Origin of the sequence: Tibeticola sediminis (genome assembly GCF_003843835.1) — a bacterium.
GTDB classification, from domain to species: domain Bacteria; phylum Pseudomonadota; class Gammaproteobacteria; order Burkholderiales; family Burkholderiaceae_C; genus Tibeticola; species Tibeticola sediminis.
Map to the genome: position 1 here is coordinate 126,638 of NZ_RKQL01000005.1, position 21,020 is coordinate 147,657.

A 21,020-nucleotide genomic window follows, 5' to 3' on the forward strand; every position below is an offset into this window, starting at 1 on the left:
TTTTTGGGATCGGTTCGGGGACTGAACGGGCGGGTTGCACCCGGCGCGACGGCGCCGGGTGGGGCGAAGCCACATTTTGGCGTACGAAGTCAGGCGCGCAGCAGCTCGGGACTGCGGCGGGCAGGCACACCAAGGCCGCTCGGGGGGGGGGGACAATCAGCGGATGGGGCGTTTCGACGCGACGGTTCAAAGGAGTCGCCCGAGGCGGGCGCGAACCGGGAAGCAAGGCTGGCGGAGACGGTGAGATTCGAACTCACGGACGGTTGCCCGTCGGCGGTTTTCAAGACCGCTGGATTAAACCACTCTCCCACGTCTCCGAAGGCTCGCATTCTACCGAGGCCGCGCTATGCTCGGGCCCGGTATCCGCATGGAGCACGACGATGGATGAGGCACGGAACGCCAAGGATTTCGGGGTGGTCTGGACCACCTTGCCCGAAGAGGCGCAAGCACGCGCTTTGGCGCGCGCGATCGTCGAGGCCGGGCTCGGGGCTTGCGTGCAGCGGCAGGCGGTGCGCAGCACCTATCTTTGGCAGGGCGCGCTGTGCGACGAGGCCGAGTGGCTGCTGAGCATCAAGACGGTGCGCGCCAATTTCGAGCCGCTGGCGCGCTTCATCCGCGACCACCACCCCTACACGGTGCCGGAAATCGTGATGCTGCCCTGGGCGGCCAGCACGCCCGATTACGCGCAGTGGGTGCTCGAGACAACGCGGCGCGCGGAGCTGCCCGCAGCGAATGCGGGCAGCGGCGGGGCAAGCCATGACTCCTAAAACAGGAGCGGCAGAGCGGGAATTGACGCTGGCATTCGGCTGAAAACTTCAAAAATGCTCTGGCTGGGGCCGACCGCGGGCATTCGGCACCAGAGCCCTCAATGCCCCTGCGAACCGCGGTGTGCCCAGGCGGTGGTGCGCTTTTCGATGACGGCGAAGAGTTCATACATCGCCATCGCCATCACGCCGACGACGAGCAGGCCGGCGAAGGCCAGGCCCATTTGCATCGCCGAGCCGGCGGAGATCAGCAGGTAGCCGATGCCTTCGTTGGCGGCGGTCATTTCCGACACCGTGGTGCCGACGAAGGCCAGGGTGATCGCCACCTTGAGCGAGCCGTAAAAGTACGGCATCGAGCGCGGCAAGCCGACCTTCATCAGCACATCCCAGCGTCGCGCGCCCAGAACCCGCAGCACGTCTTCCAGTTCGGGCTCGAGCGTGGCCAGCCCGGTGGCGATGTTGACCATGATGGGAAAGAAGCTGATGAGAAAGGCGGTCAGCACTGCGGGCCCCACGCCGATGCCGAACCACACCACCAGGATCGGCACGAACGCCGCCTTGGGCAGCGCGTTGAAGCCGGTCATGAGCGGGTAGACCGCGGCATACGCCAGCCGCGAGCTGCCCAGCATAAAGCCCAGCAGCACCCCCACCACGATGGCGATGCCAAAGCCGGCCATCGTCACCCAGAAGGTGCGCCAGGCGTGGCCGGCGATGATGGTTTTGAACTCCCAGAACTGGTTCCAGATGCGCGCCGGGCTCGGGAACACGAATTCGGACACGTCGAACACCGTGCACACCAGCTGCCACAGCGCGACCAGCGCCACCAGCAGCAGCCAAGGCGCCCAGCGTTCGAGGGGTTTGGCGTTCATCGGTCAGGGTTCCTCATTGGGGCAGGGCGGGTGCGTCGGGGCGGCGCAGGGCGCCGATGTGGCCGCGCAGCTCGTGCACGATGTCGGTGAAAGCGGTGCTGTAGGTGGTTTCGAGGTCGCGCGGGCGCGGCAGGTGGATTTCGCGGCGCACCACGAAGCGGCCGGGGCTCTTGCTCATGACGTAGACGGTGTCGGCAAGAAAGACCGACTCGCGCAGGTCGTGCGTGACGAGAATCACGTTGAAGCGCTGTTCCGTCCAGAGGTCGCGCAGGATGCACCAGAGTTCTTCGCGGGTGAACGCGTCGAGCGCGCCGAAGGGCTCGTCGAGCAGCAGCATCTTGGGCTCGTGGATGAGCGCGCGGCAGATGCTTGCGCGCTGCTGCATGCCGCCCGAGAGCTGCCAGGGGAATTTGTCCTCGTAACCGGCGAGCCCCACCTTTTGCAGCAGCGCGCGTGCGCGGGCTTCGTATTCGGGCCGCCGTGCCTTGAACTGGCTGCGGTGCGGTTCCACGATTTCGAGCGGCAGCAGCACGTTGTCCACCGTCGTGCGCCAAGGCAGCAGCGAGGGTGCCTGAAACGCCATGCCCGAGATCTTCAGCGGCCCGGTGACCGGCGCGCCGTCGATGCGGATGCTGCCGCGCGACGGGCGCTTGAGGCCCGTGGCGAGCTTCATGAAGGTCGACTTGCCGCAGCCCGAAGGCCCCACGATGGCGATGAATTCGCCGCGGCGCACCGTGAGGTCGATGGACTCCACCGCGAAATGGTTTTGCGCGAGCAGTTCGTCGTTGTAGGCCAGCCAGACGTCGCGGAACTCGACGAAAGGCTCGGCGTGGAGCTTGGCGTGCGGATCGGCGGCGCTCATGGCGGGCGTCAGCGGCTCAGGCGGGTTCACTTGCGCGCGGGCGGCAGCACGTTGAGTTCGGCGGCGCTGGGCAGAAAGCTCGGATTCCAGACCGCGTCGGGGTTCACGCGGGTCTTGGTGTTGAACGCATCCGACACCTGAGACGCCATCAAGGCCAGGCGCGAAGGCACCACGCGGCCAAAGCCTTCGGCGCGCGCGTCGGGGCTGGCGATCACGCTGTCGATGGCCAGGCGCAGGCGGCGTTTTTCCAGCTCCACGTTGATGATGCCGTCGCGCTGCTTGACGTATTCGATCGCCGCGTCGGGGTTGGCCATGACCTCCTTGGCGCCGCGGGCAAAGGCCTTCAGGAAGGCGCGCACGGCCTCGGGGTGCTCCTTGATCATCTTCGGCGTGGCGATGATGGCGTTGCCGTAGAGCTTCACGCCGTAGTCGGCGTAGGGGAACAGCACCACGTCCGACGCTTGAGCGCCGCGCGCTTCGAGGTTGAGCAGCGAGGTGAACGAAAAGCCCGTGATCGCGTCCACGTCACCGCGCACCAGCATGGTTTCGCGCAGCGGCGGGTCCATCGACACCCAGGTCACGTTGCTCACGCCATTGGCCTTGGCAAAGATCGGGAACGCGCGCCGACCCGCGTCGAACACCGGGGCGCCGAGCTTCTTGCCCGAGAGATCGGCGGGCTTGCTGATGCCCGACTTCTTGAGCGCCATCACCGCCGCGGGCGTGTTGTTGTAGACCATCATCACCGCCACCGGCTTGTTCGGCGCGTCGGGGTTATTGGCGTGGAATTCCATGAGGGCTGCGAGGTCGGCAAAGCCCATGTCGTAGGTGCCCGAGGCGACGCGGGTGACTGCCCCGCCCGAGCCATTGCCCGCGTCGACGCTGACGTCGAGCTTGGCCTCCTTGAAATACCCCTTGGCCAGCGGCGTGAGGAACAAGGCCGAAGGCCCCTCGAAGCGCCAGTCGAGCTGGAACTTGATCGGCGTGCTTTGCTGCGCCTGTGCGCCCCCGAGGGCAGCGCCCAGCGTCAGCGCGGCGGCAAATTGCAAGAGATGTCGTTTGTTCATGGTGCGCTCCGAAAATAAACCCAGATGTTGATGCGGCGTCGCCGGGGCAGCGCGGGCTGGGGCGAGGACAAGCAAGCCGTGTGCCCGACCACGCCCCGAGCCGTTCCCGGTCACCCGCTTGCGCCACTTGCGTCGCTTCGGCGCCGGCGGTGCCGCTCGCCCGCCCGATTGTGATCGCTCGGGCCGCTGCGCGACCCCGAGGGGAAACCCGATCAAGCCCCGGCGCGCAGCCCCGAGGCCGCCGCGACCGCCGTCATGTTGAGCACGCGTCGCACCGTGGCCGCAGGCGTGAGGATGTGGGCCGCGCCCGCCACCCCCATGAGGATCGGGCCGACCGTCACGCCCCCGCTGCTCGTCGTCTTGAGCACGTTGTAGAGGATGTTGGCCGCGTCCAAATTGGGGCAGATCAGCAGATTGGCCGCACCGTGCAGGGTCGCATCGGCGAGGTATTGGCTGCGGATGTCCTCTTTCAGTGCGGCATCGCCGTGCAGCTCGCCGTCGCACTCGATTTCGGGATGAGCCGCGACAAACAGGTTGCGCGCATCGCGCATTTTGCGTGCCGAGGCGCGCTTGGACGAGCCATAGCTCGAATGCGACAGGAAGGCCACTTTGGGCGGCAAGCCAAAGCGCTGCACCTCCTGGGTGGCCATCCAGGCGATTTCGGCCAACTGTTCGGCCGTGGGGTCCTCGTTGACGTAGGTGTCGGTGATGAACAGCGGGCCTTGCTCGGTCATGAGCGCGTTGAGCGCGGCGTAATTGGCGCAACCCGCCTTGCGGCCCAGCACGCTGTCGATGCGCTCGAGATGCGTGACGTAGCTGCCCACGAGGCCGCAGATCAGCGCGTCGGCATCACCGAGCGAGATCATCAGCGAGCCAATCAGCGTGTTCGAGCGCCGCACACCCGCCTTGGCGCCCTCGGGCGTCACACCGTTGCGCGCCTGCAGTTGGTGGTACCGCTCCCAGTACTGGCGGAAACGCGGATCGTCCTCGGGGTTGACGTTGTCCACATCGCGGCCCAGCTTGAGCCGCAGCCCCGCCTTGGCGATGCGCGCCTCGATCACCGCGGGCCGGCCGATCAGGATCGGGAAGGCCAGGTCCTCGTCGATGGCCATCTGCGCCGCGCGCAGCACGCGCTCGTCCTCGCCGTCGGCATAGGCCACGCGCTTGGCGCCGTGCGGGACGGCCTTCGCGGCGTTGAAGATCGGCCGCATGAGGATGCCGGTTTGCGTCACGAAGCGCGTGAGGCTTTGACGGTAGGCTTCCAGATCGGCGATGGGTCGCGTTGCCACGCCCGACTCGGCCGCGGCCTGGGCGACGGCGGGCGCGATGCGCAGAATCAAGCGCGAATCGAAGGGCTTGGGAATCAGGTAATCGGGCCCGAAGACGAGTTCCTGGCCCACGTAGGCGGCGGCGACTTCGTCGCTGGTCTCGCTCTTGGCCAGCGCGGCGATTTCCCGCACGCAGGCGAGCTTCATCGATTCGGTGATGCGCGTCGCGCCGCAGTCGAGCGCGCCGCGGAAGATGTAGGGGAAGCACAGGACGTTGTTGACCTGGTTCGGGTAGTCCGAGCGGCCGGTGGCGATGATGCAGTCGGGGCGCGCTGCCTTGGCGAGCTCGGGCCGGATTTCGGGCTCCGGGTTGGCCAGCGCCAGGATGATGGGTTGCGCCGCCATGGTTTTCACCATGTCGGGGGTGAGCACGCCGGCGGTCGAGCAGCCGAGGAACACGTCGGCGTCGCGCACCGCATCGGCCAGCGTGCGCAAATCGGTTTTTTGCGCGTAGCGGGCCTTGGATTCGTCGTAGCCGCCCGGCCGGCCTTCGTAGATCACGCCCTTGGAGTCGCAGACGAAGATGTGCTCGCGCCGCACACCGAGCTCGACCATCAGGTCCAGACAGGCCAGCGCTGCGGCACCCGCGCCCGACACCGCGACGCGCACGTCCTGGATGCGCTTGCCCACGAGTTCCAGCCCGTTGAGCAGCGCCGCCGAGGAGATGATGGCCGTGCCGTGCTGGTCGTCGTGGAACACGGGAATGTTCATGCGCTCGCGCAGCTTCTTCTCGATGTAGAAGCACTCGGGCGCTTTGATGTCCTCGAGGTTCACGCCGCCGAGCGTGGGTTCGAGCGCCGCGATGATGTCGACCAGCTTGTCGGGGTCGTTCTCGGCGAGTTCGATGTCGAACACGTCGATGCCGGCGAACTTCTTGAACAGACAGCCCTTGCCCTCCATCACCGGCTTGCCCGCCAGCGGCCCGATGTTGCCCAGGCCCAGCACCGCGGTGCCGTTGGTGATGACGCCCACCAGGTTGCCGCGCGAGGTGTATTCGGCCGCCAGAGCGGGGTTGGCCTGAATGTCGAGGCAGGGGTAGGCCACGCCGGGGGAATAGGCCAGCGACAAATCGCGCTGGTTCGACAGGGCTTTGGTCGGTTGCACCGAAATCTTGCCGCGCACCGGCAGGCGGTGGTATTCGCGCGCCGCATCGCGCAGCGCTTGTTCGGCAGGGGAGAGGTTTTCTTGGCTCATGGGGTCTCCTGGGACGGTTTCCTGGGGGGTTTTCTAGATACTGTATCCCCACCGCCGAGCCGGATTCCTGCTGCGCGGGTCACCACAGCTTTCACGGCAGTTGGGCGCGAGCAGGTCGCGCAGGGTGCGGGCGACCACCTGGGTGGCACGGCGCAAGTCTTCGAGCTCGAGGCGCTCGTCGGCGCGCTTGGCGTGCGACTCGAGCACCGTGCGCGGCCCGGCGCCGTAGATCACGCCAGGGATGCCGCGCTCGACATAGAGCCGTACATCGGTGTAGAGCGGCGTGCCCACCGCGGGGATCGGTTCGCCGAACAGGGCTTGCGCGTGGCGCTGCAGCGGCTCGACGAGCACGCGGTTGCCGGGCAGGGGCACCATCGCACGCGCGAGCAGGATGCGGCGCACGTCCACGCGCAGTGCACGACCACCGCGCGGCGGGGCAAAGCGCGCGGCAGCGGCCGCGATGGTGTCCCGCAGCGAGGCTTCGACCTGCGCGGGGTCTTCCTCGGGGATCATGCGGCGGTCGAGTTTGAATACCACCTTGCCCGGTACGACGTTGGTGTTCGTGCCGCCTTCGATGCGCCCGATGTTGAGGTAGGGGTGCGTGATGCCTTCGACGCTTGAGCACATGCCGAGGTAGTCGCGGTTGAGCGCATAGAGCGCTTGCATGATGTGCACGGCGCCCTGCAGCGCATCGGTGCCGCTGTCCGGAATGGCGGCGTGGCTCATCTCGCCCTGCACCGTCACCTCGAGCTGCAGGCAGCCGTTGTGCGCCACCACCACTTGGTAGCTGAAGCCCGCGGCGATCAACAGGTCCGGCCGGGTCAGGCCCTGGCTCAGCAGCCAGCCCGGGCCGAACTCGCCGCCGAACTCCTCGTCGTAGGTGAAGTGCAGTTCCACCCCGCCGCGCAGCGGCTTGCCCAGCGCTTCGAGCGCGCGCAGCGCGAACGTATAGGTGGCAAAGTCGCCTTTGCTCACGGCCGCGGCGCGGCCATAGATCTTGCCGTCCTCGATGTCGCCGCCGTAGGGGTCGTGCGTCCAGCCCTCGCCCGGCGGCACCACGTCCCCGTGCGCATTGAGCGCGATCACCGGACCTTCGTCGCTGTAGCGTCGGCGCACGATCAGGTTGGTGATGGACTCCAGCCCGTGCGCACGCACCTCCTCGGCGGGCACCGGATGGCGCTCGGGCCGCAGACCCATGCCTTCGAGCAGTTCTGCGGTGCGCTCGGCATGCGGCGCGTTGTTGCCGGGCGGCGTGTCGGTCGGCACGCGGATGAGTTCTTGCAGGAAGCGCACCTCTTCGTCGAAGTGGGCGTCGATCCAGCGGCCGAGAGCTTCGTAATCATTCATGTCTGGACGTCGGGGTCGCCGGCGAGTTGGTTCAGAAGGTGCTCAAACGCAGCGACGGCCAACTCCATGTCGTCGCTGGTGGTGGATTCGAGCGGGTTGTGGCTGATGCCGCCGTTCTCGCCGCGCACGAACAACATGGCTTGAGGCAGGATTTGGTGGAGCTTCATGGCGTCGTGGCCGGCGCCACTGGGCATACGGTGAACGGGTAGGCCGAGCGCCGCCACGGCTGCCTCCCAGCGGGCTTGCCAAGCGGGGTCGCTGGGCGCCGCGGCGGCGCGCATCGTCTCCTCCAGCGTGTGCTCGACACCATGCCGGGCGCTGATGTCGGCCAGGCTGCCGAGCACGTCGGCAATCAGGGCATCGCGCTGCGGGTCGGTGGGCGCGCGCAGGTCCAGCGTGAAGCGGCAGCGGCCCGGAATCACGTTCACCGAGCCGTTGGGCACTTCGAGCCGTCCCACGGTGCCGACAGAGTCGCCATCGGCCCGGGCGCGCGCCTGCACCGCCAGTACCAGCTCGGCTGCGGCGACGGCCGCATCGTGCCGTTGGTCCATGGGGGTGGTGCCTGCATGCGCGGCAACGCCGATGAACGCACCCTCGAAACGCACGCTGCCGTTGATCGAGCGAACCACGCCCAGCGGCAGGTTCAGTGTGTGGAGCACCGGGCCTTGTTCGATGTGGACTTCGACGAAGCCGAGGTAGTGCCGCGGATCGCGGCGCAGCGCCGGAATGGCCGAGGGGTCGAGGCCGGCCTGCAGCATCGCCGCACGCAGGCTGACGCCGTCGGCGTCGCGTTGCTCGAGCCACTCGGGCCGGAAGTCGCCCACCAGCGCGCCCGAGCCGAGGAAGGTCGCCTTGAAACGCTGGCCTTCTTCCTCGGCAAAGGCAACCAGTTCGATGCCGAACGGCAGCCGCCGGCCCGCAGCGGCCAGTTCGCGTACACAGGCCATGGGGACGAAGATGCCCAGCCGCCCGTCGTACTTGCCCGCGTGACGGACCGTGTCGTAGTGCGAACCCGTGAGCAGGTAGCGCGCGCTGGTCGCACCACCGGCCGGGTGGTAGCGGCCGACGACGTTACCCACTGCGTCGATAGCCACCTCGTCGAAGCCGTTGGCGCGCATGTGCTCGGCAATCTCGGCGGCGCAGGCGCGGTGCGCTTCGGTGAGGTAGGTGACGGTCAGCTCGCCGCGTTCGGCGTAGCCCGGGTCGCTGTGACGGGCCAGCCGCTCCAGCCAGTCCCAGACCAGGTTGCCGCGGGCCGGGGTGTAGCCAAACCGCTCGTTGAGCCGGAGCTCGGCGATGCGGTGGACTTGGCGCAGGCACTCGGCGAATTCGACGGCCGGCGGGTTGCGCAAGCGGCGTTCGAAGCTCGCGATGATCTGCGCGCGGTTGAGGCCCGTGCCGCGCGGCCCGCGCACCGCGAGGATGAAGGGCCAGCCAAAGCGGGTGTTGTATTGGGCGTTGAGTGTTTGCAGCCGCTCGAACTCTTCGGGCGTGCAGGCGGTGAGGCCCGCGGTCTGTTGCTCGCCGGTGGAGGTTGGGGTCAGGGTGCGCTGCACCATCGCCTTGCCCGCGAGTTCGGGGTGGGCGCGCAGCAGCGCGAGTTGCCGCTCCTGGGGAGCCGTCGCCACGGCCTGAGCCAGCGCGTATTTCAGTTGGGCCAGGGTACGAAAAGGCCGTTGCCTCAGGGCGGCCTCGGCCACCCAGGGACTGTGTTCGTAAATGCCGTCGAGCAGGGCCACGGCGTCGGCCGCGCTGGCCTCATTGAGGGTGTCGAGCGTCAGGGGCATGGCGGGGTCAGCCTCTCAGTCGATGGCGGGGCAGGGGTGGTGTTCGCGCCAGTGGCGCGCGATGTCGATGCGCCGGCACACCCAGACACGGTCGTGGCGCTCGATGTGGTCGAGGAAGCGCTGCAGCGCCACGATGCGCCCGGGCCGTCCGAGCAGTCGGCAGTGCATGCCGATGCTGAGCATCTTCGGGCGGTCGAGTCCGTCAGGGTCGCCCTCGGCGTAGAGCGCGTCGAAGCTGTCGCGCAGATAAACGTAGAAGTCCTCGGCCTGCGCAAAGCCCTGGGGCAGTGCGAAGCGCATGTCGTTCGCGTCGAGGGTGTAGGGGACGACGAGGTGGGGCACCACCGCGCCGTCGCTGCGGCGCACCTTCATCCACACGGGCAGATCGTCGCCGTAGTAGTCGCTGTCGTAGACAAAGCCGCCTTCATCGACCACGAGCCGACGGGTATTGGGGCTGTCACGGCCGGTGTACCAGCCCAGCGGGCGCTGACCGGTGAGCCGCTCCAGAATCGCGATGGCCTCGCGCAGATGGGCGCGCTCGACTTCCTCGGGCACGTTTTGATAGTGAATCCACTTGAGGCCGTGGCAGGCGATCTCGTGGCCGAGTTCGGTCAAGGCGGCCGTGACCTCGGGGTGGCGCTGCAGTGCGCTGGCCACGCCAAAGACGGTCAGCGGCAGGCCGCGGCGCTCGAATTCGCGCAGCAGCCGCCACACCCCCATGCGCGAGCCGTATTCATAGATGCCCTCCATGCTGAGGTGGCGATCCGGGTAGGCCGCGGGGTTGAACATTTCGGATAGGAACTGCTCGCTTGCAGCATCACCATGCAGCACGCAGTTCTCGCCCCCTTCCTCGTAGTTGAGCACGAACTGCACCGCGATCCGCGCACCCCCGGGCCAGCGCGCGTGCGGCGGGTTGCGGCCGTAGCCGACCAGGTCGCGCGGGTAGGGAGCGGTGGTGTCGTAGAGGGCGTGCGTCATGACGAGAGGGCCTGGGCGATGTCGTGCGTGGGCACGGGGCGGTCGTAGGTGAGGCTGGCCTCGACATGGTCGAGGTGCTCGGCCATGAGCCGCGCGGCGCGCTCCTCGTCGCCGGCGGCGAGGGCTTCGACCAATTCGAGGTGTTCGTCGCTGGAGTGGGCGGCGGCGTCGCGGCTCTGGTATATCAACGTGATGAGGGCGCAGCGCGAGAGCAGGTCGCTGAGCATTTCGGCGAGCACCCGGTTGCCCAGCAGTTCGGCCATGCGCACATGAAAGTCCCCGAGCAAGGTGGTGCGCTCGGACACATTCCCCGCAGCGACGGCTGCGCGCTCGAGCGCCATGTGCTCGCGCAGCGCGGCAAGCTTTTCCGGGGTGGCCTCGCGCGCGAGGCTGCGCGCCATGCCCACTTCCAGCAGCCGGCGCACCGCAAACACCTGCCGGGCCTCTTCGGCCGAGGGGGAGGCGACGAAGGCGCCGCGCGCGGGCAGCATGCGCACCAGGCGCTTTTGCGCGAGCTGGAACAAGGCTTGGCGTACCAGGGTGCGGGATACGCCGAAGTGGTCGGCCAATGCCTGCTCGGCCAGCTTGGCACCGGGCAATAAGCGGTGTTCGATGATGGCGCGGGTCAGGGCATCGACGATGCTGCGGGTGGCGGTGGATGTGTCCATGCGGGGGATTCTAGAGCGCGCACCCGAAAGTGCATACACTTCAGTCGACGATTTTGTCTGGGATATGCCCGCCGGAGGCTTTCATGGGACTGAGCACGCATGTTTTGGACACCATGCACGGAACGCCGGCCGCCGGCATGGCCGTGGCCCTGTATGCCACCGACGCGGACGGCGCGCTGCCGCGGCTGTTGCGCCGCATCGTGCTCAATGCGGACGGGCGCAATCCCGACGGCCCCGTGCTGGACAGCGCCAGCTTCCACCGGGGTACCTACCGGCTGTGCTTTTCCGTGGCGGACTATTTCCGCGCACGCGGCGTGGCTTTGCCCGAACCGCCCTTTCTCGACGTGGTGACGCTGGATTTTGGCGTGGCCGACCCGGATCAGCATTACCACGTGCCGCTGCTGGTGAGCCCGTGGAGTTACGCGACTTATCGCGGCTCCTGACGCGGCGATCGCCATTCTTTTTTTATATGGCCGTCATAAGGTCGGCTGCATAGAATCAGTACTTTGTCTCACCGCCCCCAACGCCCCATGCCAGAAGTCACCAATACCGTCCGCTTCGTGCTGGACGGCCGCATCGTCGAAGCCCGGGGCGTGCGCCGCACGACGACGGTGCTGGATTACCTGCGCGAGCACCTGCACCGCACCGGAACCAAAGAGGGTTGCGCCGAAGGCGACTGCGGAGCCTGCGTGGTGCTGGTGGGCGAACTGACCGAGGATGGCCAGCGGGTGCGCTACGCGCCGGTCAACAGTTGCCTGCAGCTGCTGCCCACGCTCGATGGCAAATCGCTCAAGACGGTGGAGAGTTTGCAAGGGGCGGACGGTCGTTTGCACCCGGTACAGGAGGCCATGGTGGCCTGCCACGGTTCGCAATGCGGGTTTTGCACGCCGGGCATCGTGATGAGTTTGGCGGGCTTGCTGCAGTCGGTGGCGCAGCCGGGCCGTGCGGAGGTGAACGATGCGCTCAGTGGCAATCTGTGCCGCTGCACGGGGTACCGCCCGATCGTGGACGCGGCGTTGCAAGCGGCGCAGGCACCGGCCGAGGCGCTGCGCATCGACGACGCGGCCGATCTGCCTTTGCTGCAGCAGATCCGCCGCGCGACCGAGCCGACCTACAGCCTCGAGGGCGAGATCGTCGTGCAGCCGGTGTTGCGAACGAAAAAAGGCAGCGAGTTCGTGGCACCCGCGACCGTCGAGGAACTGGCGGACTATTTGGTGAAGAACCCGGATGCGACCTTGCTGGCGGGTAGCACGGAAATCGGCCTCAAGGTCAACAAAGCGTTTTTGCGGCCCGCGCGCATCGCGTACCTGGGCCATGTGGCGGAACTGCGTCGGGTGCAGACCACGCCCGAGGCCTGGCAGATTGGCGCAGCGGTGCCGCTCGCGGAGGTCCAGACGCTGTTGGCCGACGCCTACCCGGATTTCGCGGAGGTGCTGCGTCGCTTTGGCTCGCCGCCGATTCGCTCCACCGCGACGCTGGCGGGCAATATTGCGAACGGCTCGCCGATTGGGGATTCCATGCCCTGCCTGATGGCGCTCGACGCGACGCTGCTGCTGCGTCGGGGGCGCCAGACGCGGCGGCTGCCGCTGACGCAGTTTTACACGGGGCAAAAGCGCACCGTGCTCGAAAGCGGCGAGTTCATCGAGGCGGTGGTGGTGCCGCGGCCGCGCGCGGGCGAGGTGTTTCGCGCGCACAAGGTCAGCAAGCGTTTCGAGCAGGATATTTCGGCGACGCTGTTTGCACTGCGCTACCGGCTCGTGGAGGGGCGGTTCGCGGACGTGCGCGTGGCCTGTAATGGGCTTGCGCCCGCGCCCTGCCGGGTGCCGCTGATCGAGGCGGTGCTCGAAGGCCGCGCGCCGGCCGATGTGACGGCGGCCGAGCTCGACGCCGCCGTGGCGGCTGGCTTTACGCCCCGTGACGGCTTGCGCGCGAGCTGGCACTACCGCGCGCTGCTGGCGCGCAATCTGGTGCTGCAATTCGTTGAGGACGCCGCTGGCGTCGAGGAGACTGCCCGATGAACGCGCCTGCCTTGCCCGAAACCTTGATGTCGCTCGCGCCCGTGCAGGGCCGCGAGCTGCCGCACGAATCCGCCCGGCTCCATGTGACGGGCGAGGCGGCTTACACCGACGACCTGCCCGAGCTGCGCGGCACGCTGTACGCGGCGCTGGTGCTCTCGCCCGTGGCGCATGGCGAGCTGATCGGCGAGGGCATCGACCGCGCCGCCTTGATGGCCGAGCATGGCGTGGTCGCGGTCTACACCGCGCGCGACATCCCGGGCGAGAACAACTGTGGCCCGATCGTCCATGACGACCCGTTTCTGGCCGATGGCGTGGTGCAGTACCTGGGGCAGCCGGTGGCCATCGTGGTGGCGCGCGAGATGGTCTACGCCCGCGAGGCGGCGAGAAACGCGAAGGTCGCGGTGCGCGAGCGGCCGGCGATCCTGACCATCGACGAGGCGATGGCCGCGCAGAGCTTCATCCTGCCGCCCAAGGGCATCACGCGCGGCGAGCCCGCGGCGATGCTCGAGCGCGCGCCGCACCGGCTCAGCGGCCGCACGCATTGCGGGCAGCAGGAGCAGTTCTACCTGGAAGGGCAGATTGCCTACGCCGTGCCGCGCGAAGATGGGCAGCTCACGCTCTATGTGTCCACCCAGCACCCCGACGGCAACCAGCGCGAGGCCGCGGCAGCGCTGAACCTCGGGACGCACGACGTGGAAGTGATCTGCCGCCGCATGGGTGGAGCGTTCGGGGGTAAGGAAGGCCAGTCGAGCATCTTCAGCCAGAGCGCGGCGCTCGCCGCCTGGCATTTGAAGCGGCCGGTGAAGCTGCGGGTCAATCGCGATGACGACATGACCATCACCGGCAAGCGGCACGACTTCCGCATTGACTATGACGTGGGTTTCGACGACACGGGCCGGATTCTCGCGCTCGATGTGACGCTCGCGTCGCGCTGCGGCTACTCCACCGACTTTTCCGGCCCAGTCAACGACCGCGCGGTGCTGCACATCGACAACTGCTATCACCTGCCGCATCTGCGCGTGGTGAGCCACCGCTGCAAGACGCACATGCAATCGGCCACGGCGTTTCGCGGCTTTGGCGGCCCGCAAGGCATGTTTGGCATCGAGACGGTGATCGAGGAAATCGCGCAGGCGCTCGGCAAGGACCCGCTCGAGGTGCGTCGCGTCAACCTCTACCGCGACCCGGCGGTCTCGGGCGATGCGCTGAGTCTGACCACGCCGTATGGGCAGCGCATCGAGGACTGGATCGGTGACCGCGTGATCGACCAGCTCGAGGCCGAATCCGGCTACCCCGAGCGGCGCGCGCGCGTCGCCGCGTTCAACGCCCAGAGCCGCACCCGCAAACGGGGCCTCGCCCTCGTGCCGCTCAAATTCGGCATTTCATTCACGGCGACCATGCTCAACCAGGCGGGCGCGCTGGTGCATGTCTACCAGGACGGCACCGTCAGCGTGAACCACGGCGGCACGGAGATGGGGCAGGGCCTCAATACCAAAATGGCGCAGGTGGCGGCCGACGCGCTGGGCATTCCCGTGGAACTGGTGCGCGTGACGGCGAGCGACACGCAAAAGGTGCCCAACGCCAGCGCCACCGCGGCGTCGAGCGGCGCGGACATGAATGGCGCGGCCATCATGGACGCCTGTGCGCAGCTGCGCGCGCGGCTCGCGGGTGTGGCCGCGCGCATGCTCGACCTGCCGCCGGATGCTATCGAATTCAGAGCGGGCGAAGTCCATTTGACGCCGGCATACCGCCAAAAAGACTCAGAAACTCGGCTGAGCTGGGCTTCGGTGGTCAAGCAGGCCTGGCTCGATCGCGTGGGGCTGTCGTGCACGGGCTTTTACCGCACGCCCGAGATTGCCTACGACTTCAACACCCTGCAAGGCAAGGCCTTCTACTACTACTGCTACGGCGCGGCGGTGAGCGAGGTGGAAATCGACACCCGGACCGGCGAATGGTGGTTGCGCGCGGTGGACATCGTGCATGACGTGGGCCGCAGCATCAACCCGGCCATCGACCGCGGCCAGATCGAAGGGGCGTTCGTGCAAGGCATGGGGTGGCTCACGATGGAAGAGTGCATCTGGTCCCTCAAAGGCGACGCCGCGGGCTTGGGCCGCGGCCGGCTGCTCACGCACGGGCCCAGCACCTACAAGATTCCGGTGGCCGGCGACGTGCCCGAGCATTTCAAGGTGTCGCTGTTCGAGGGCGAGAACATCAAACCCACGCCCTACCGCAGCAAGGCGGTCGGTGAGCCGCCGTTGATGCTGGCGCTGTCGACCTTCTTTGCCTTGCGCGATGCCGTGGCCGCCGTCGGTGGGCACCGCGTGCGCGTCGACCTCGACGCGCCGGCCACGCCCGAGCGCATCTTGCTCGCCTGCGAGCGGGTGCGTTCCGCCTTGGAGTGAGGCTCAGAGAATCGGCGTGAACAGTCGGGCTGCGTGGTCCCGCAGCCGCGCCGCCAAAGGCCGGGCGTGCCAATGGGCCAGCGTGACCGGGTGCGATTCGGCCCGGCGTTCGAAGAAATCGCCTTCGAGCCGGGCCGCGAGCGCGGCATCGTAGACCTCGAGGTTGAATTCGAAATTGAGCCGCAGGCTGCGCGCGTCCCAGTTGGCCGAGCCGAGGCTGACCCATTGGCGGTCGACGAGCATGAGCTTCGTGTGGTCGAAAGGGCCCGGCCGCTCAAAGACGCGCACGCCATGTTCGAGCACCTGGGCGTAGCTGGCGCGGCTGGCCCATCCGACGAAGGCATGGTCGCAGCGTTGCGGCACGATCAGGTCCACCTCCACGCCGCGCAAGGCGGCGGTGGAGAGGGCGGTGAGCAAAGTGGTTTCGGGCACGAAATAAGGCGTTCGAATGCGCACGCTGTGTTGTGCGCTCGCGAGTGCACCGGACCAGGTCCAAAGCAGACGATCGATGGTGTCGTCGGGGCCAGCTTCGATGCCGCGTGCGAGGGCGCTGCTGCGGCGGTCACGGTCGCCCGCGGGCCACGCTGCAGGGCAGCCTGACCCGCTGCGCCAGAAGGAGGACCCGAGCCATTCGTCGGCGCTGTCGAACCAGTCGCGCGTGAAGGTCAGCATCAAGTGCTCCAGCACCGGCCCTTCGATGCGGAAGTGCAGGTCCCGGAAGGCAGCTTGGGGCGCGGCCGGCGACCAGTAGGGCGCATGGATGTTCATGCCACCCGTGAAGCCCACACGCCCATCGACCAGCAGCAACTTGCGGTGGTTGCGCAACTGAACCGCATGCAGCCGGGCGGGAACGATCGGGGGGTTGAACGAGGCGACGGGCACGCGCTCGCGGGCCAGCGCGCGGTAGGCGGTCTGGCGGGAAAGCCGGACATTCACGTCGTCGATCAGGACGCGCACGGCCACGCCCCGACGGTGCGCGCGAACGAGCGCGTCGACGAAGGCGCTGCCGATGCCTTGGCCGTCAAAGATGTAGCTGGCCAGTGCGATGCTGTGGCGCGCCTCGTCGATGGCTCGCAGCATCTCGGGGTAGGCCATCGCACCGCCGTGCAGCGGCTCGACCGCATTGCCGGCTGTGAGTGGCAAGCCGGTGGCCGACTCGACCAGGTGCGCCAAGCCCTGGAACGTGGGCGGAACCGGAGGCGGGGCGTCACCACCGGCCTGTGCGGGGGCTGCCGCAGCGGCGCGGTGCACCGAGGCCCGCAGACGCCGTGCGCGTCGCTCGATGCGATTGACCCCAAACAAAAGATAGAGCACCGAGCCCGCCAGCGGCAGCGCGGCGATCACGAGCAGCCACAGCGTGGCCGAGCGCGGCTCGCGCTTGTGCAGCAGCGCGTGGCCCATAAAGAAGGGCGCCACGATGGCCGAAGCCACCAGGGCGCCCAGGGTCCAGGCATCGTTGCCGAGGACAGGCATGGTCGGCCGTGTGTCCGCTGGAGCCGACCGGTCAGCGTGTCAGCGGCTCAGCGACCGCCGCCATGCAACCACACCGTCAGCCGCACCCGGCCTTCGCCGCTGGGCCGAGCAATGCCCGCGTCGCCGAGGCGCGCCTCGATGAAGCTCTGCGCCAGTTCGATCCAGCTCGCCACGCTGCGCTCGGTGGTGTCGAGCACTTCGGCAATGGCGGCATGGGCCAGCGCGTCGAGTTCGGCGAGCAGCAAGGCGCGGCGCCACGCCACCGGCAGGTCTTTGAGCACATCGACCACGTAGGCTTGTTCGCCAGCCCGCTCTGCGGCGGCAGGCTGCTCGGTGCTCTCGGCAGCAGCCTCGACCGTCTCCGGCAGCACATCGGCGACGCTGAGCGTATCGTCGGGTTGGTAGTACTCGTAGAGTTCTTCTTCGACCATCGATTCGGCGTCGTCCTGAGCGTCCGTTGGCACCGGAGCGTCGAGCGAAACGGCCTCGCCGTATGGGCGGCTCGCGGCGACCTCGCGGTCGATGGCCTTGAAGAGGTTTTTCAGCAGTTGCCGATAGACCGCGTCTGAGTCCGCACCGGGCTGCCACGCGGCTTTGGTCGCGGCGGCGGCCTCGTCGACGACATCGCGCACGGTCGGGTAGTCCGAGGGCAGGTCGCCGACGGCGCGCAAGTAGGCAAGTTCACGGCGTGCCACTGCTTCGAGGCGTTGCAGCAGCGCATCGATGCCCTGCTGCGCCTGCGTCGCCACGGTTTCGGGCATCGCCGCGATCTGTTCCTTGAGCGCATGCAGCCGCTCGCGGCGCGCCTTGCGCTTGTACTGATCCTGGCCGCGCAAGAGCTCAAAGTGCTTCTTGGCTTCGCGGAACAGGCGCGCCATCGCGGCTTCGCTCGCGACGACCGGCTCAGCGCCCTCGGCGCTCGCAGCGATGATCTTCTTGCCCGGCAGGTGCATGTGCAGCCGCACGGTAAAAGCCTTGCCGCCCCGCTTGAGCTTGCCCAGCGTCGCGTGCAGCACGCTGTCCTCAGCACCGTGCTTGACCAGCAGCGGCTGGAGCTGCTTGGACATCTGGGTTTCGAGGGCCTGGGCCCAGCCCGGCGCATCCTGCGCCGAGGTGCCTTCGTAATGGAGTTTGATGTTCATGTGTGGTTTGAATCCGTCGGATGATCGCCGCCGAGCTTACCAGCGCAACGACGCTGCCGCACCCTGGAAGTCGCGCAGCACTCGGGCTTCGGCCTCACCGCGAACGAACTCAAGCCGCGCGCCAAAGTCGCGCGCGAGCTGCCAGACATGGTCGCGCAAAGCCACTTCCTGCGGCTGGTCGCAAAAGAGTTTGGCCATTTCTGCCGTGCCGCCCACAGCGCCCTCAGGGCAGCGCCAGATGCGCGCATCCAGCGCCCAGGGCAGCACCAGCGTTTCCACACGCCCCAGTTGCAGCGCGTCGAGCACGGGGTCCAGACCCCAGACGCCCGGCTGCTCCTTGATGCGTTCCAGCAGCGCCAATTCGGCCTGACGTTCGGCCGCTTCGAGGGCCGGCGTCACACGTTCGAGCAAGTCGGCCGGTGTCGGGTTCGATGCGTTGCCGGGCTGGGGCACGCGGGCGACCACCCGGTTGCGCAGGCCGCGGCTGAGGTAACCCTCGAAATGCGACACCTGCCACGGTTCGCCCATGAGGACGAGGCGCTCGACACCCAAGCGGTCGACCGTCTTGTCGAGCGCCTGGGCGAGGCGCGTGTAGAGCTTGTGCATCCAGGTGCTGACTTTCGCGGCTTCGCGCTCTTTCGGCGAGAGCTTGTCGAAGCTGCCACCCGTGTGCGCACGGCGCAGCGCTGCGGCGTTTTCGATGCGCTCGGCCAGGTCTTTGAGCTCGCGCCATTCGTCGGCGCTGATGTCGGCAAAGACGGCGGTGTCTTCACGCAGCTCGCCCAGGAACAGCTCATAAAAGCGCCACTTCGCGCCTTCGAGATGGAGCACACCGCCACGCTCGTATTCGTCCGCGGCGAAGAAGATGGGCGTCAGATACGGCTCGCCCCAGCGCGCTTCCACGCGCCCCTGGGCCAGGTCGACCACCGGCAGATCCACCTGCAGGTCGATGCGGCGCACGACCAGACGGCCGTGCAAGCCGCGGGTCGCAAACAGCGCCAGCGTGCGTGCAGCCGGACGTTCCTCGTCGATGAGCGCCAGGACTTCGTCATACAGCGGCGTGTCGCGCTTGCCGTGAGCGTCGCGGATTTCGGGCAGGTCCTTGAGGGCGTTTTTGATGCGCTTGGCCCACGCGCGGCCCGCGTTTTCGGGGCGTGCGGGGTTGATGTCCGCATAAATGGACAAAACAGGGGCTCCTGCGTCGCCAAACGCGGACTGCAGGTCTTGGGTCAATGAATCGAGTTCGGTCATGTTGTGTTTCTCATTCTCTAGGGTTGGTTTCGGAAGCGTCGGGTCGACGCAAGGCTGAGTCGGTCGCCCCGAACCGGTGGGGGAACGCTCAGCCCTGCGTTCGGGTTTGCCGGGCGCTCAGGCGCTCTTGCGCAGTTGGAGCGCCAAAGCCAGCAACAGGGCGCCCGTGATCAGGGCTTGCACGCCCATCATCAGGCCCATGGTCACCATGCCGGCAGCGGGGTTCAAGGTCAGCACGACCGGAACCGCAGCGCCAAAGGCGACGCTGATGGCGCCGCTGAGCATCAGGATCCAGCCTCGGCCGCCTTCGCGCTGCAGGCGACGGCCGGCAGAAAATTCGAAGACGCCGGTGGCGATCGCCCACAGCGACAGCAGCACCCAGTTGAAGACGACCAGCGTCATGGCCGCCGCCCAGGGCACGACGAGCACCACGATGCCAGCGAAGATGCCAAGCACCCCACGCAGCACCCAGGACCACCATTGGTCGGTCTTCTGGCGCGCGTGGTGGATGCCCAGGCCCACCGACAGCACACCGTCGGCGAACGCATAAGCACCAAAGACGAAGGTCAGCGCGTAGACGGCCGCCAGCGGCGACCACAGCGCAATGGCACCAAACAGCAGAGCCAGCACGCCCCGCAGCGCCAGCCACTTCCAGTTCGTCTGGATCAGGGAGACGAAGGCGATCCGGGTGACGCCGTTGTCGGGCGTTTTCACGAGGTTGTCCGTCATGATGGGGCTCCTCGATCAAGGTTGGGTGGCGTTGGCTTTGCCGTTTTGGCTGGACTTGAACAGCTTGGCGAGCGAAGCCTTCACGCCTTCGAACCAGCCGCTGCCGGACTTGCCGCCTTCGGTCTTCTTGCGCAGTTCCTTGATCTCTTTCTGGAAGGTTTTGTGCTCGTCCTTGCTGCCGTAGCCGAGCGCGGCGGCACGGGCCACCTCTTCACTGCTGAAGCGCAGTAGGTCGGCGAGTTTTTTCTCTTCATCGGCCGTGCGGCTCGCCTTTTGGGCCAGTTGCTCCGCCTCCTTGAGCGCATCCTCGACATGCAGCAGCGGGATCGGGATGGCGGTTTGCTGCACCACCAAGGTGTTCAGTGTCGTGGCCAGCAGCTTTTTCGCCTCGGCGATTTGGTCCTTCTCGGTCAGACGGGCGGCCTCTTTGATGGCAGCCGGGTAGGTGGCCATCGGCAGGTTCACGACCTCGATCGTGATTTCGCTCGCCAGCGGCTCGAGCAAGCGGCGGGCGTCCTGCACCCGCTGGTCGCCGAGTGCCGATTTGGCTTCCTTGACGACCCGCTCGATGTCTTTGGCCGTGCCGAGGAATTCATGCGCCCGCACGACGACGTCGACGGGGGCGAGCGCGAGTTTGGCGTCGCGCGCGACGATGATTTCAAGCTTGCCGGTAGCACGGGCCATGGCCTCGAGTGCTTCCTTCTTCTTGCCTTGTTCGAGCAGTTGCAGCGCCGATTCGGTCTCGCGCAGGGCCGTGACGGCTTCCTGAATCAAGGTGTCGGTCTGCTTGCGCGTCTGGGCTTGCACATTGGCGTTGGCGCCGGGCACCGGCTTGGTGGCGGCGGGTGCCGCATCGGCTGCATAGGCCGAGGCGCCGCCAAAGGCCAGCGCAGCCGCGAGCGCGAGGTGGCTGGGTTTGAGGGTTTTGAGTGAGGTTTTCATCGTCGATCCTTCCGTTGTTGCTGTTGTTGAGACGACGCCAATGCAGCGGCGGCAACAGGCTGCCGCGCAAAACCAAGTGCCCGAAAATCGGGCAGCGTCGACGGTCAGCTTGGGATGGGGACGATGGGTTTCAAGCCCCCGCGCCTCCAGGGGGTGCGGGGGCGTGCTCGTGCGGCAGGGGGCGTCGCGCCGTGGCCGACGCCGC

17 protein-coding genes and 1 tRNA gene are annotated in these 21,020 nt (G+C 67.5%); 4 read left to right on the forward strand and 14 right to left on the reverse strand.

Annotation, left to right across the window (positions count from 1 at the left end; all coding sequences use genetic code 11):
• Window positions 1-229: 229 nt before the first annotated feature.
• Window positions 230-317, reverse strand: a tRNA-Ser gene (locus EDC62_RS10660).
• Window positions 318-380: 63 nt separating this feature from the next.
• Here EDC62_RS10660 and cutA point away from each other — a divergent pair.
• Window positions 381-767, forward strand: coding sequence for a divalent-cation tolerance protein CutA (cutA, locus tag EDC62_RS10665; protein WP_124223507.1), 387 nt, complete (start codon window positions 381-383; stop codon window positions 765-767).
• Between the two features lie 98 nt (window positions 768-865).
• Here the strand turns inward: cutA and EDC62_RS10670 are convergent, their stop codons facing one another.
• The 8 genes from EDC62_RS10670 to EDC62_RS10705 form a co-directional block, all read right to left on the reverse strand.
• Window positions 866-1,633, reverse strand: coding sequence for an ABC transporter permease (locus tag EDC62_RS10670; RefSeq protein ID WP_124223509.1), 768 nt, complete (start codon window positions 1,631-1,633; stop codon window positions 866-868).
• Between the two features lie 13 nt (window positions 1,634-1,646).
• Window positions 1,647-2,495 carry an ABC transporter ATP-binding protein gene (locus EDC62_RS10675; RefSeq protein WP_124223511.1) on the reverse strand — a complete coding sequence of 283 codons (849 nt, stop codon included), beginning with the start codon at window positions 2,493-2,495 and terminating at the stop codon, window positions 1,647-1,649.
• A 26-nt stretch (window positions 2,496-2,521) separates the two neighbouring features.
• Window positions 2,522-3,559, reverse strand: coding sequence for an ABC transporter substrate-binding protein (locus EDC62_RS10680; RefSeq protein ID WP_124223514.1), 1,038 nt, complete (start codon window positions 3,557-3,559; stop codon window positions 2,522-2,524).
• 212 nt (window positions 3,560-3,771) lie between these two features.
• The gene (locus EDC62_RS10685; protein ID WP_124223516.1) at window positions 3,772-6,081 is read right to left on the reverse strand and encodes an NADP-dependent malic enzyme; all 2,310 of its coding nucleotides are present in this window, start codon (window positions 6,079-6,081) and stop codon (window positions 3,772-3,774) included.
• A gap of 33 nt (window positions 6,082-6,114) precedes the next feature.
• Window positions 6,115-7,428 carry a M20 family metallopeptidase gene (locus EDC62_RS10690; RefSeq protein ID WP_124223519.1) on the reverse strand — a complete coding sequence of 438 codons (1,314 nt, stop codon included), beginning with the start codon at window positions 7,426-7,428 and terminating at the stop codon, window positions 6,115-6,117.
• Window positions 7,425-9,215, reverse strand: coding sequence for a 2-oxo-4-hydroxy-4-carboxy-5-ureidoimidazoline decarboxylase (uraD, locus tag EDC62_RS10695; protein WP_124223521.1), 1,791 nt, complete (start codon window positions 9,213-9,215; stop codon window positions 7,425-7,427). Before uraD ends, EDC62_RS10690 begins: the two co-directional genes overlap by 4 nt.
• A 15-nt stretch (window positions 9,216-9,230) precedes the next feature.
• The gene (puuE, locus tag EDC62_RS10700) at window positions 9,231-10,193 is read right to left on the reverse strand and encodes an allantoinase PuuE (protein ID WP_124223524.1); all 963 of its coding nucleotides are present in this window, start codon (window positions 10,191-10,193) and stop codon (window positions 9,231-9,233) included.
• Window positions 10,190-10,861 carry a GntR family transcriptional regulator gene (locus EDC62_RS10705; protein ID WP_124223526.1) on the reverse strand — a complete coding sequence of 224 codons (672 nt, stop codon included), beginning with the start codon at window positions 10,859-10,861 and terminating at the stop codon, window positions 10,190-10,192. Before EDC62_RS10705 ends, puuE begins: the two co-directional genes overlap by 4 nt.
• Window positions 10,862-10,944: 83 nt before the next feature.
• Here EDC62_RS10705 and uraH point away from each other — a divergent pair, with 83 nt between their 5' ends.
• The 3 genes from uraH (at window position 10,945) to xdhB (ending at window position 15,278) form a co-directional block, all read left to right on the forward strand.
• The gene (gene uraH, locus EDC62_RS10710) at window positions 10,945-11,304 is read left to right on the forward strand and encodes a hydroxyisourate hydrolase (RefSeq protein ID WP_124223529.1); all 360 of its coding nucleotides are present in this window, start codon (window positions 10,945-10,947) and stop codon (window positions 11,302-11,304) included.
• 87 nt (window positions 11,305-11,391) lie between these two features.
• Window positions 11,392-12,879 (forward strand): xanthine dehydrogenase small subunit, encoded by a 1,488-nt coding sequence (xdhA, locus tag EDC62_RS10715; RefSeq protein WP_124223531.1) that lies wholly within the window; start codon window positions 11,392-11,394, stop codon window positions 12,877-12,879.
• Window positions 12,876-15,278 carry a xanthine dehydrogenase molybdopterin binding subunit gene (gene xdhB / locus EDC62_RS10720; RefSeq protein ID WP_124223533.1) on the forward strand — a complete coding sequence of 801 codons (2,403 nt, stop codon included), beginning with the start codon at window positions 12,876-12,878 and terminating at the stop codon, window positions 15,276-15,278. Before xdhA ends, xdhB begins: the two co-directional genes overlap by 4 nt.
• A gap of 3 nt (window positions 15,279-15,281) precedes the next feature.
• On the opposite strand, the gene cls is transcribed toward xdhB, so the two are convergent.
• From cls to EDC62_RS10745, 5 genes are all read right to left on the reverse strand, one after another.
• On the reverse strand, window positions 15,282-16,751 hold the full coding sequence (cls, locus tag EDC62_RS10725; RefSeq protein ID WP_124223536.1) for a cardiolipin synthase: 1,470 nt from the start codon (window positions 16,749-16,751) through the stop codon (window positions 15,282-15,284).
• 47 nt (window positions 16,752-16,798) lie between these two features.
• Complete coding sequence (locus tag EDC62_RS10730) at window positions 16,799-17,893, reverse strand: sigma factor-like helix-turn-helix DNA-binding protein (protein WP_124223539.1); 1,095 nt, start codon at window positions 17,891-17,893, stop codon at window positions 16,799-16,801.
• A gap of 36 nt (window positions 17,894-17,929) precedes the next feature.
• On the reverse strand, window positions 17,930-19,144 hold the full coding sequence (locus EDC62_RS10735; RefSeq protein ID WP_124223541.1) for a VLRF1 family aeRF1-type release factor: 1,215 nt from the start codon (window positions 19,142-19,144) through the stop codon (window positions 17,930-17,932).
• A 117-nt stretch (window positions 19,145-19,261) separates the two neighbouring features.
• Window positions 19,262-19,873 (reverse strand): HdeD family acid-resistance protein, encoded by a 612-nt coding sequence (locus EDC62_RS10740; RefSeq protein ID WP_124223543.1) that lies wholly within the window; start codon window positions 19,871-19,873, stop codon window positions 19,262-19,264.
• A 15-nt stretch (window positions 19,874-19,888) separates the two neighbouring features.
• The gene (locus EDC62_RS10745; protein ID WP_124223545.1) at window positions 19,889-20,815 is read right to left on the reverse strand and encodes a YfdX family protein; all 927 of its coding nucleotides are present in this window, start codon (window positions 20,813-20,815) and stop codon (window positions 19,889-19,891) included.
• Window positions 20,816-21,020: the final 205 nt, after the last annotated feature.

What these genes read in the sequence shown, in the direction of transcription:
- cutA (WP_124223507.1), top strand. Translation starts at nt 381, where the DNA reads ATGGATGAGGCACGGAACGCCAAGGATTTCGGGGTGGTCTGGACCACC.
- EDC62_RS10670 (WP_124223509.1), bottom strand. Translation starts at nt 1,633, where the DNA reads ATGAACGCCAAACCCCTCGAACGCTGGGCGCCTTGGCTGCTGCTGGTG.
- EDC62_RS10675 (WP_124223511.1), bottom strand. Translation starts at nt 2,495, where the DNA reads ATGAGCGCCGCCGATCCGCACGCCAAGCTCCACGCCGAGCCTTTCGTC.
- EDC62_RS10680 (WP_124223514.1), bottom strand. Translation starts at nt 3,559, where the DNA reads ATGAACAAACGACATCTCTTGCAATTTGCCGCCGCGCTGACGCTGGGC.
- EDC62_RS10685 (WP_124223516.1), bottom strand. Translation starts at nt 6,081, where the DNA reads ATGAGCCAAGAAAACCTCTCCCCTGCCGAACAAGCGCTGCGCGATGCG.
- EDC62_RS10690 (WP_124223519.1), bottom strand. Translation starts at nt 7,428, where the DNA reads ATGAATGATTACGAAGCTCTCGGCCGCTGGATCGACGCCCACTTCGAC.
- uraD (WP_124223521.1), bottom strand. Translation starts at nt 9,215, where the DNA reads ATGCCCCTGACGCTCGACACCCTCAATGAGGCCAGCGCGGCCGACGCC.
- puuE (WP_124223524.1), bottom strand. Translation starts at nt 10,193, where the DNA reads ATGACGCACGCCCTCTACGACACCACCGCTCCCTACCCGCGCGACCTG.
- EDC62_RS10705 (WP_124223526.1), bottom strand. Translation starts at nt 10,861, where the DNA reads ATGGACACATCCACCGCCACCCGCAGCATCGTCGATGCCCTGACCCGC.
- uraH (WP_124223529.1), top strand. Translation starts at nt 10,945, where the DNA reads ATGGGACTGAGCACGCATGTTTTGGACACCATGCACGGAACGCCGGCC.
- xdhA (WP_124223531.1), top strand. Translation starts at nt 11,392, where the DNA reads ATGCCAGAAGTCACCAATACCGTCCGCTTCGTGCTGGACGGCCGCATC.
- xdhB (WP_124223533.1), top strand. Translation starts at nt 12,876, where the DNA reads ATGAACGCGCCTGCCTTGCCCGAAACCTTGATGTCGCTCGCGCCCGTG.
- cls (WP_124223536.1), bottom strand. Translation starts at nt 16,751, where the DNA reads ATGCCTGTCCTCGGCAACGATGCCTGGACCCTGGGCGCCCTGGTGGCT.
- EDC62_RS10730 (WP_124223539.1), bottom strand. Translation starts at nt 17,893, where the DNA reads ATGAACATCAAACTCCATTACGAAGGCACCTCGGCGCAGGATGCGCCG.
- EDC62_RS10735 (WP_124223541.1), bottom strand. Translation starts at nt 19,144, where the DNA reads ATGACCGAACTCGATTCATTGACCCAAGACCTGCAGTCCGCGTTTGGC.
- EDC62_RS10740 (WP_124223543.1), bottom strand. Translation starts at nt 19,873, where the DNA reads ATGACGGACAACCTCGTGAAAACGCCCGACAACGGCGTCACCCGGATC.
- EDC62_RS10745 (WP_124223545.1), bottom strand. Translation starts at nt 20,815, where the DNA reads ATGAAAACCTCACTCAAAACCCTCAAACCCAGCCACCTCGCGCTCGCG.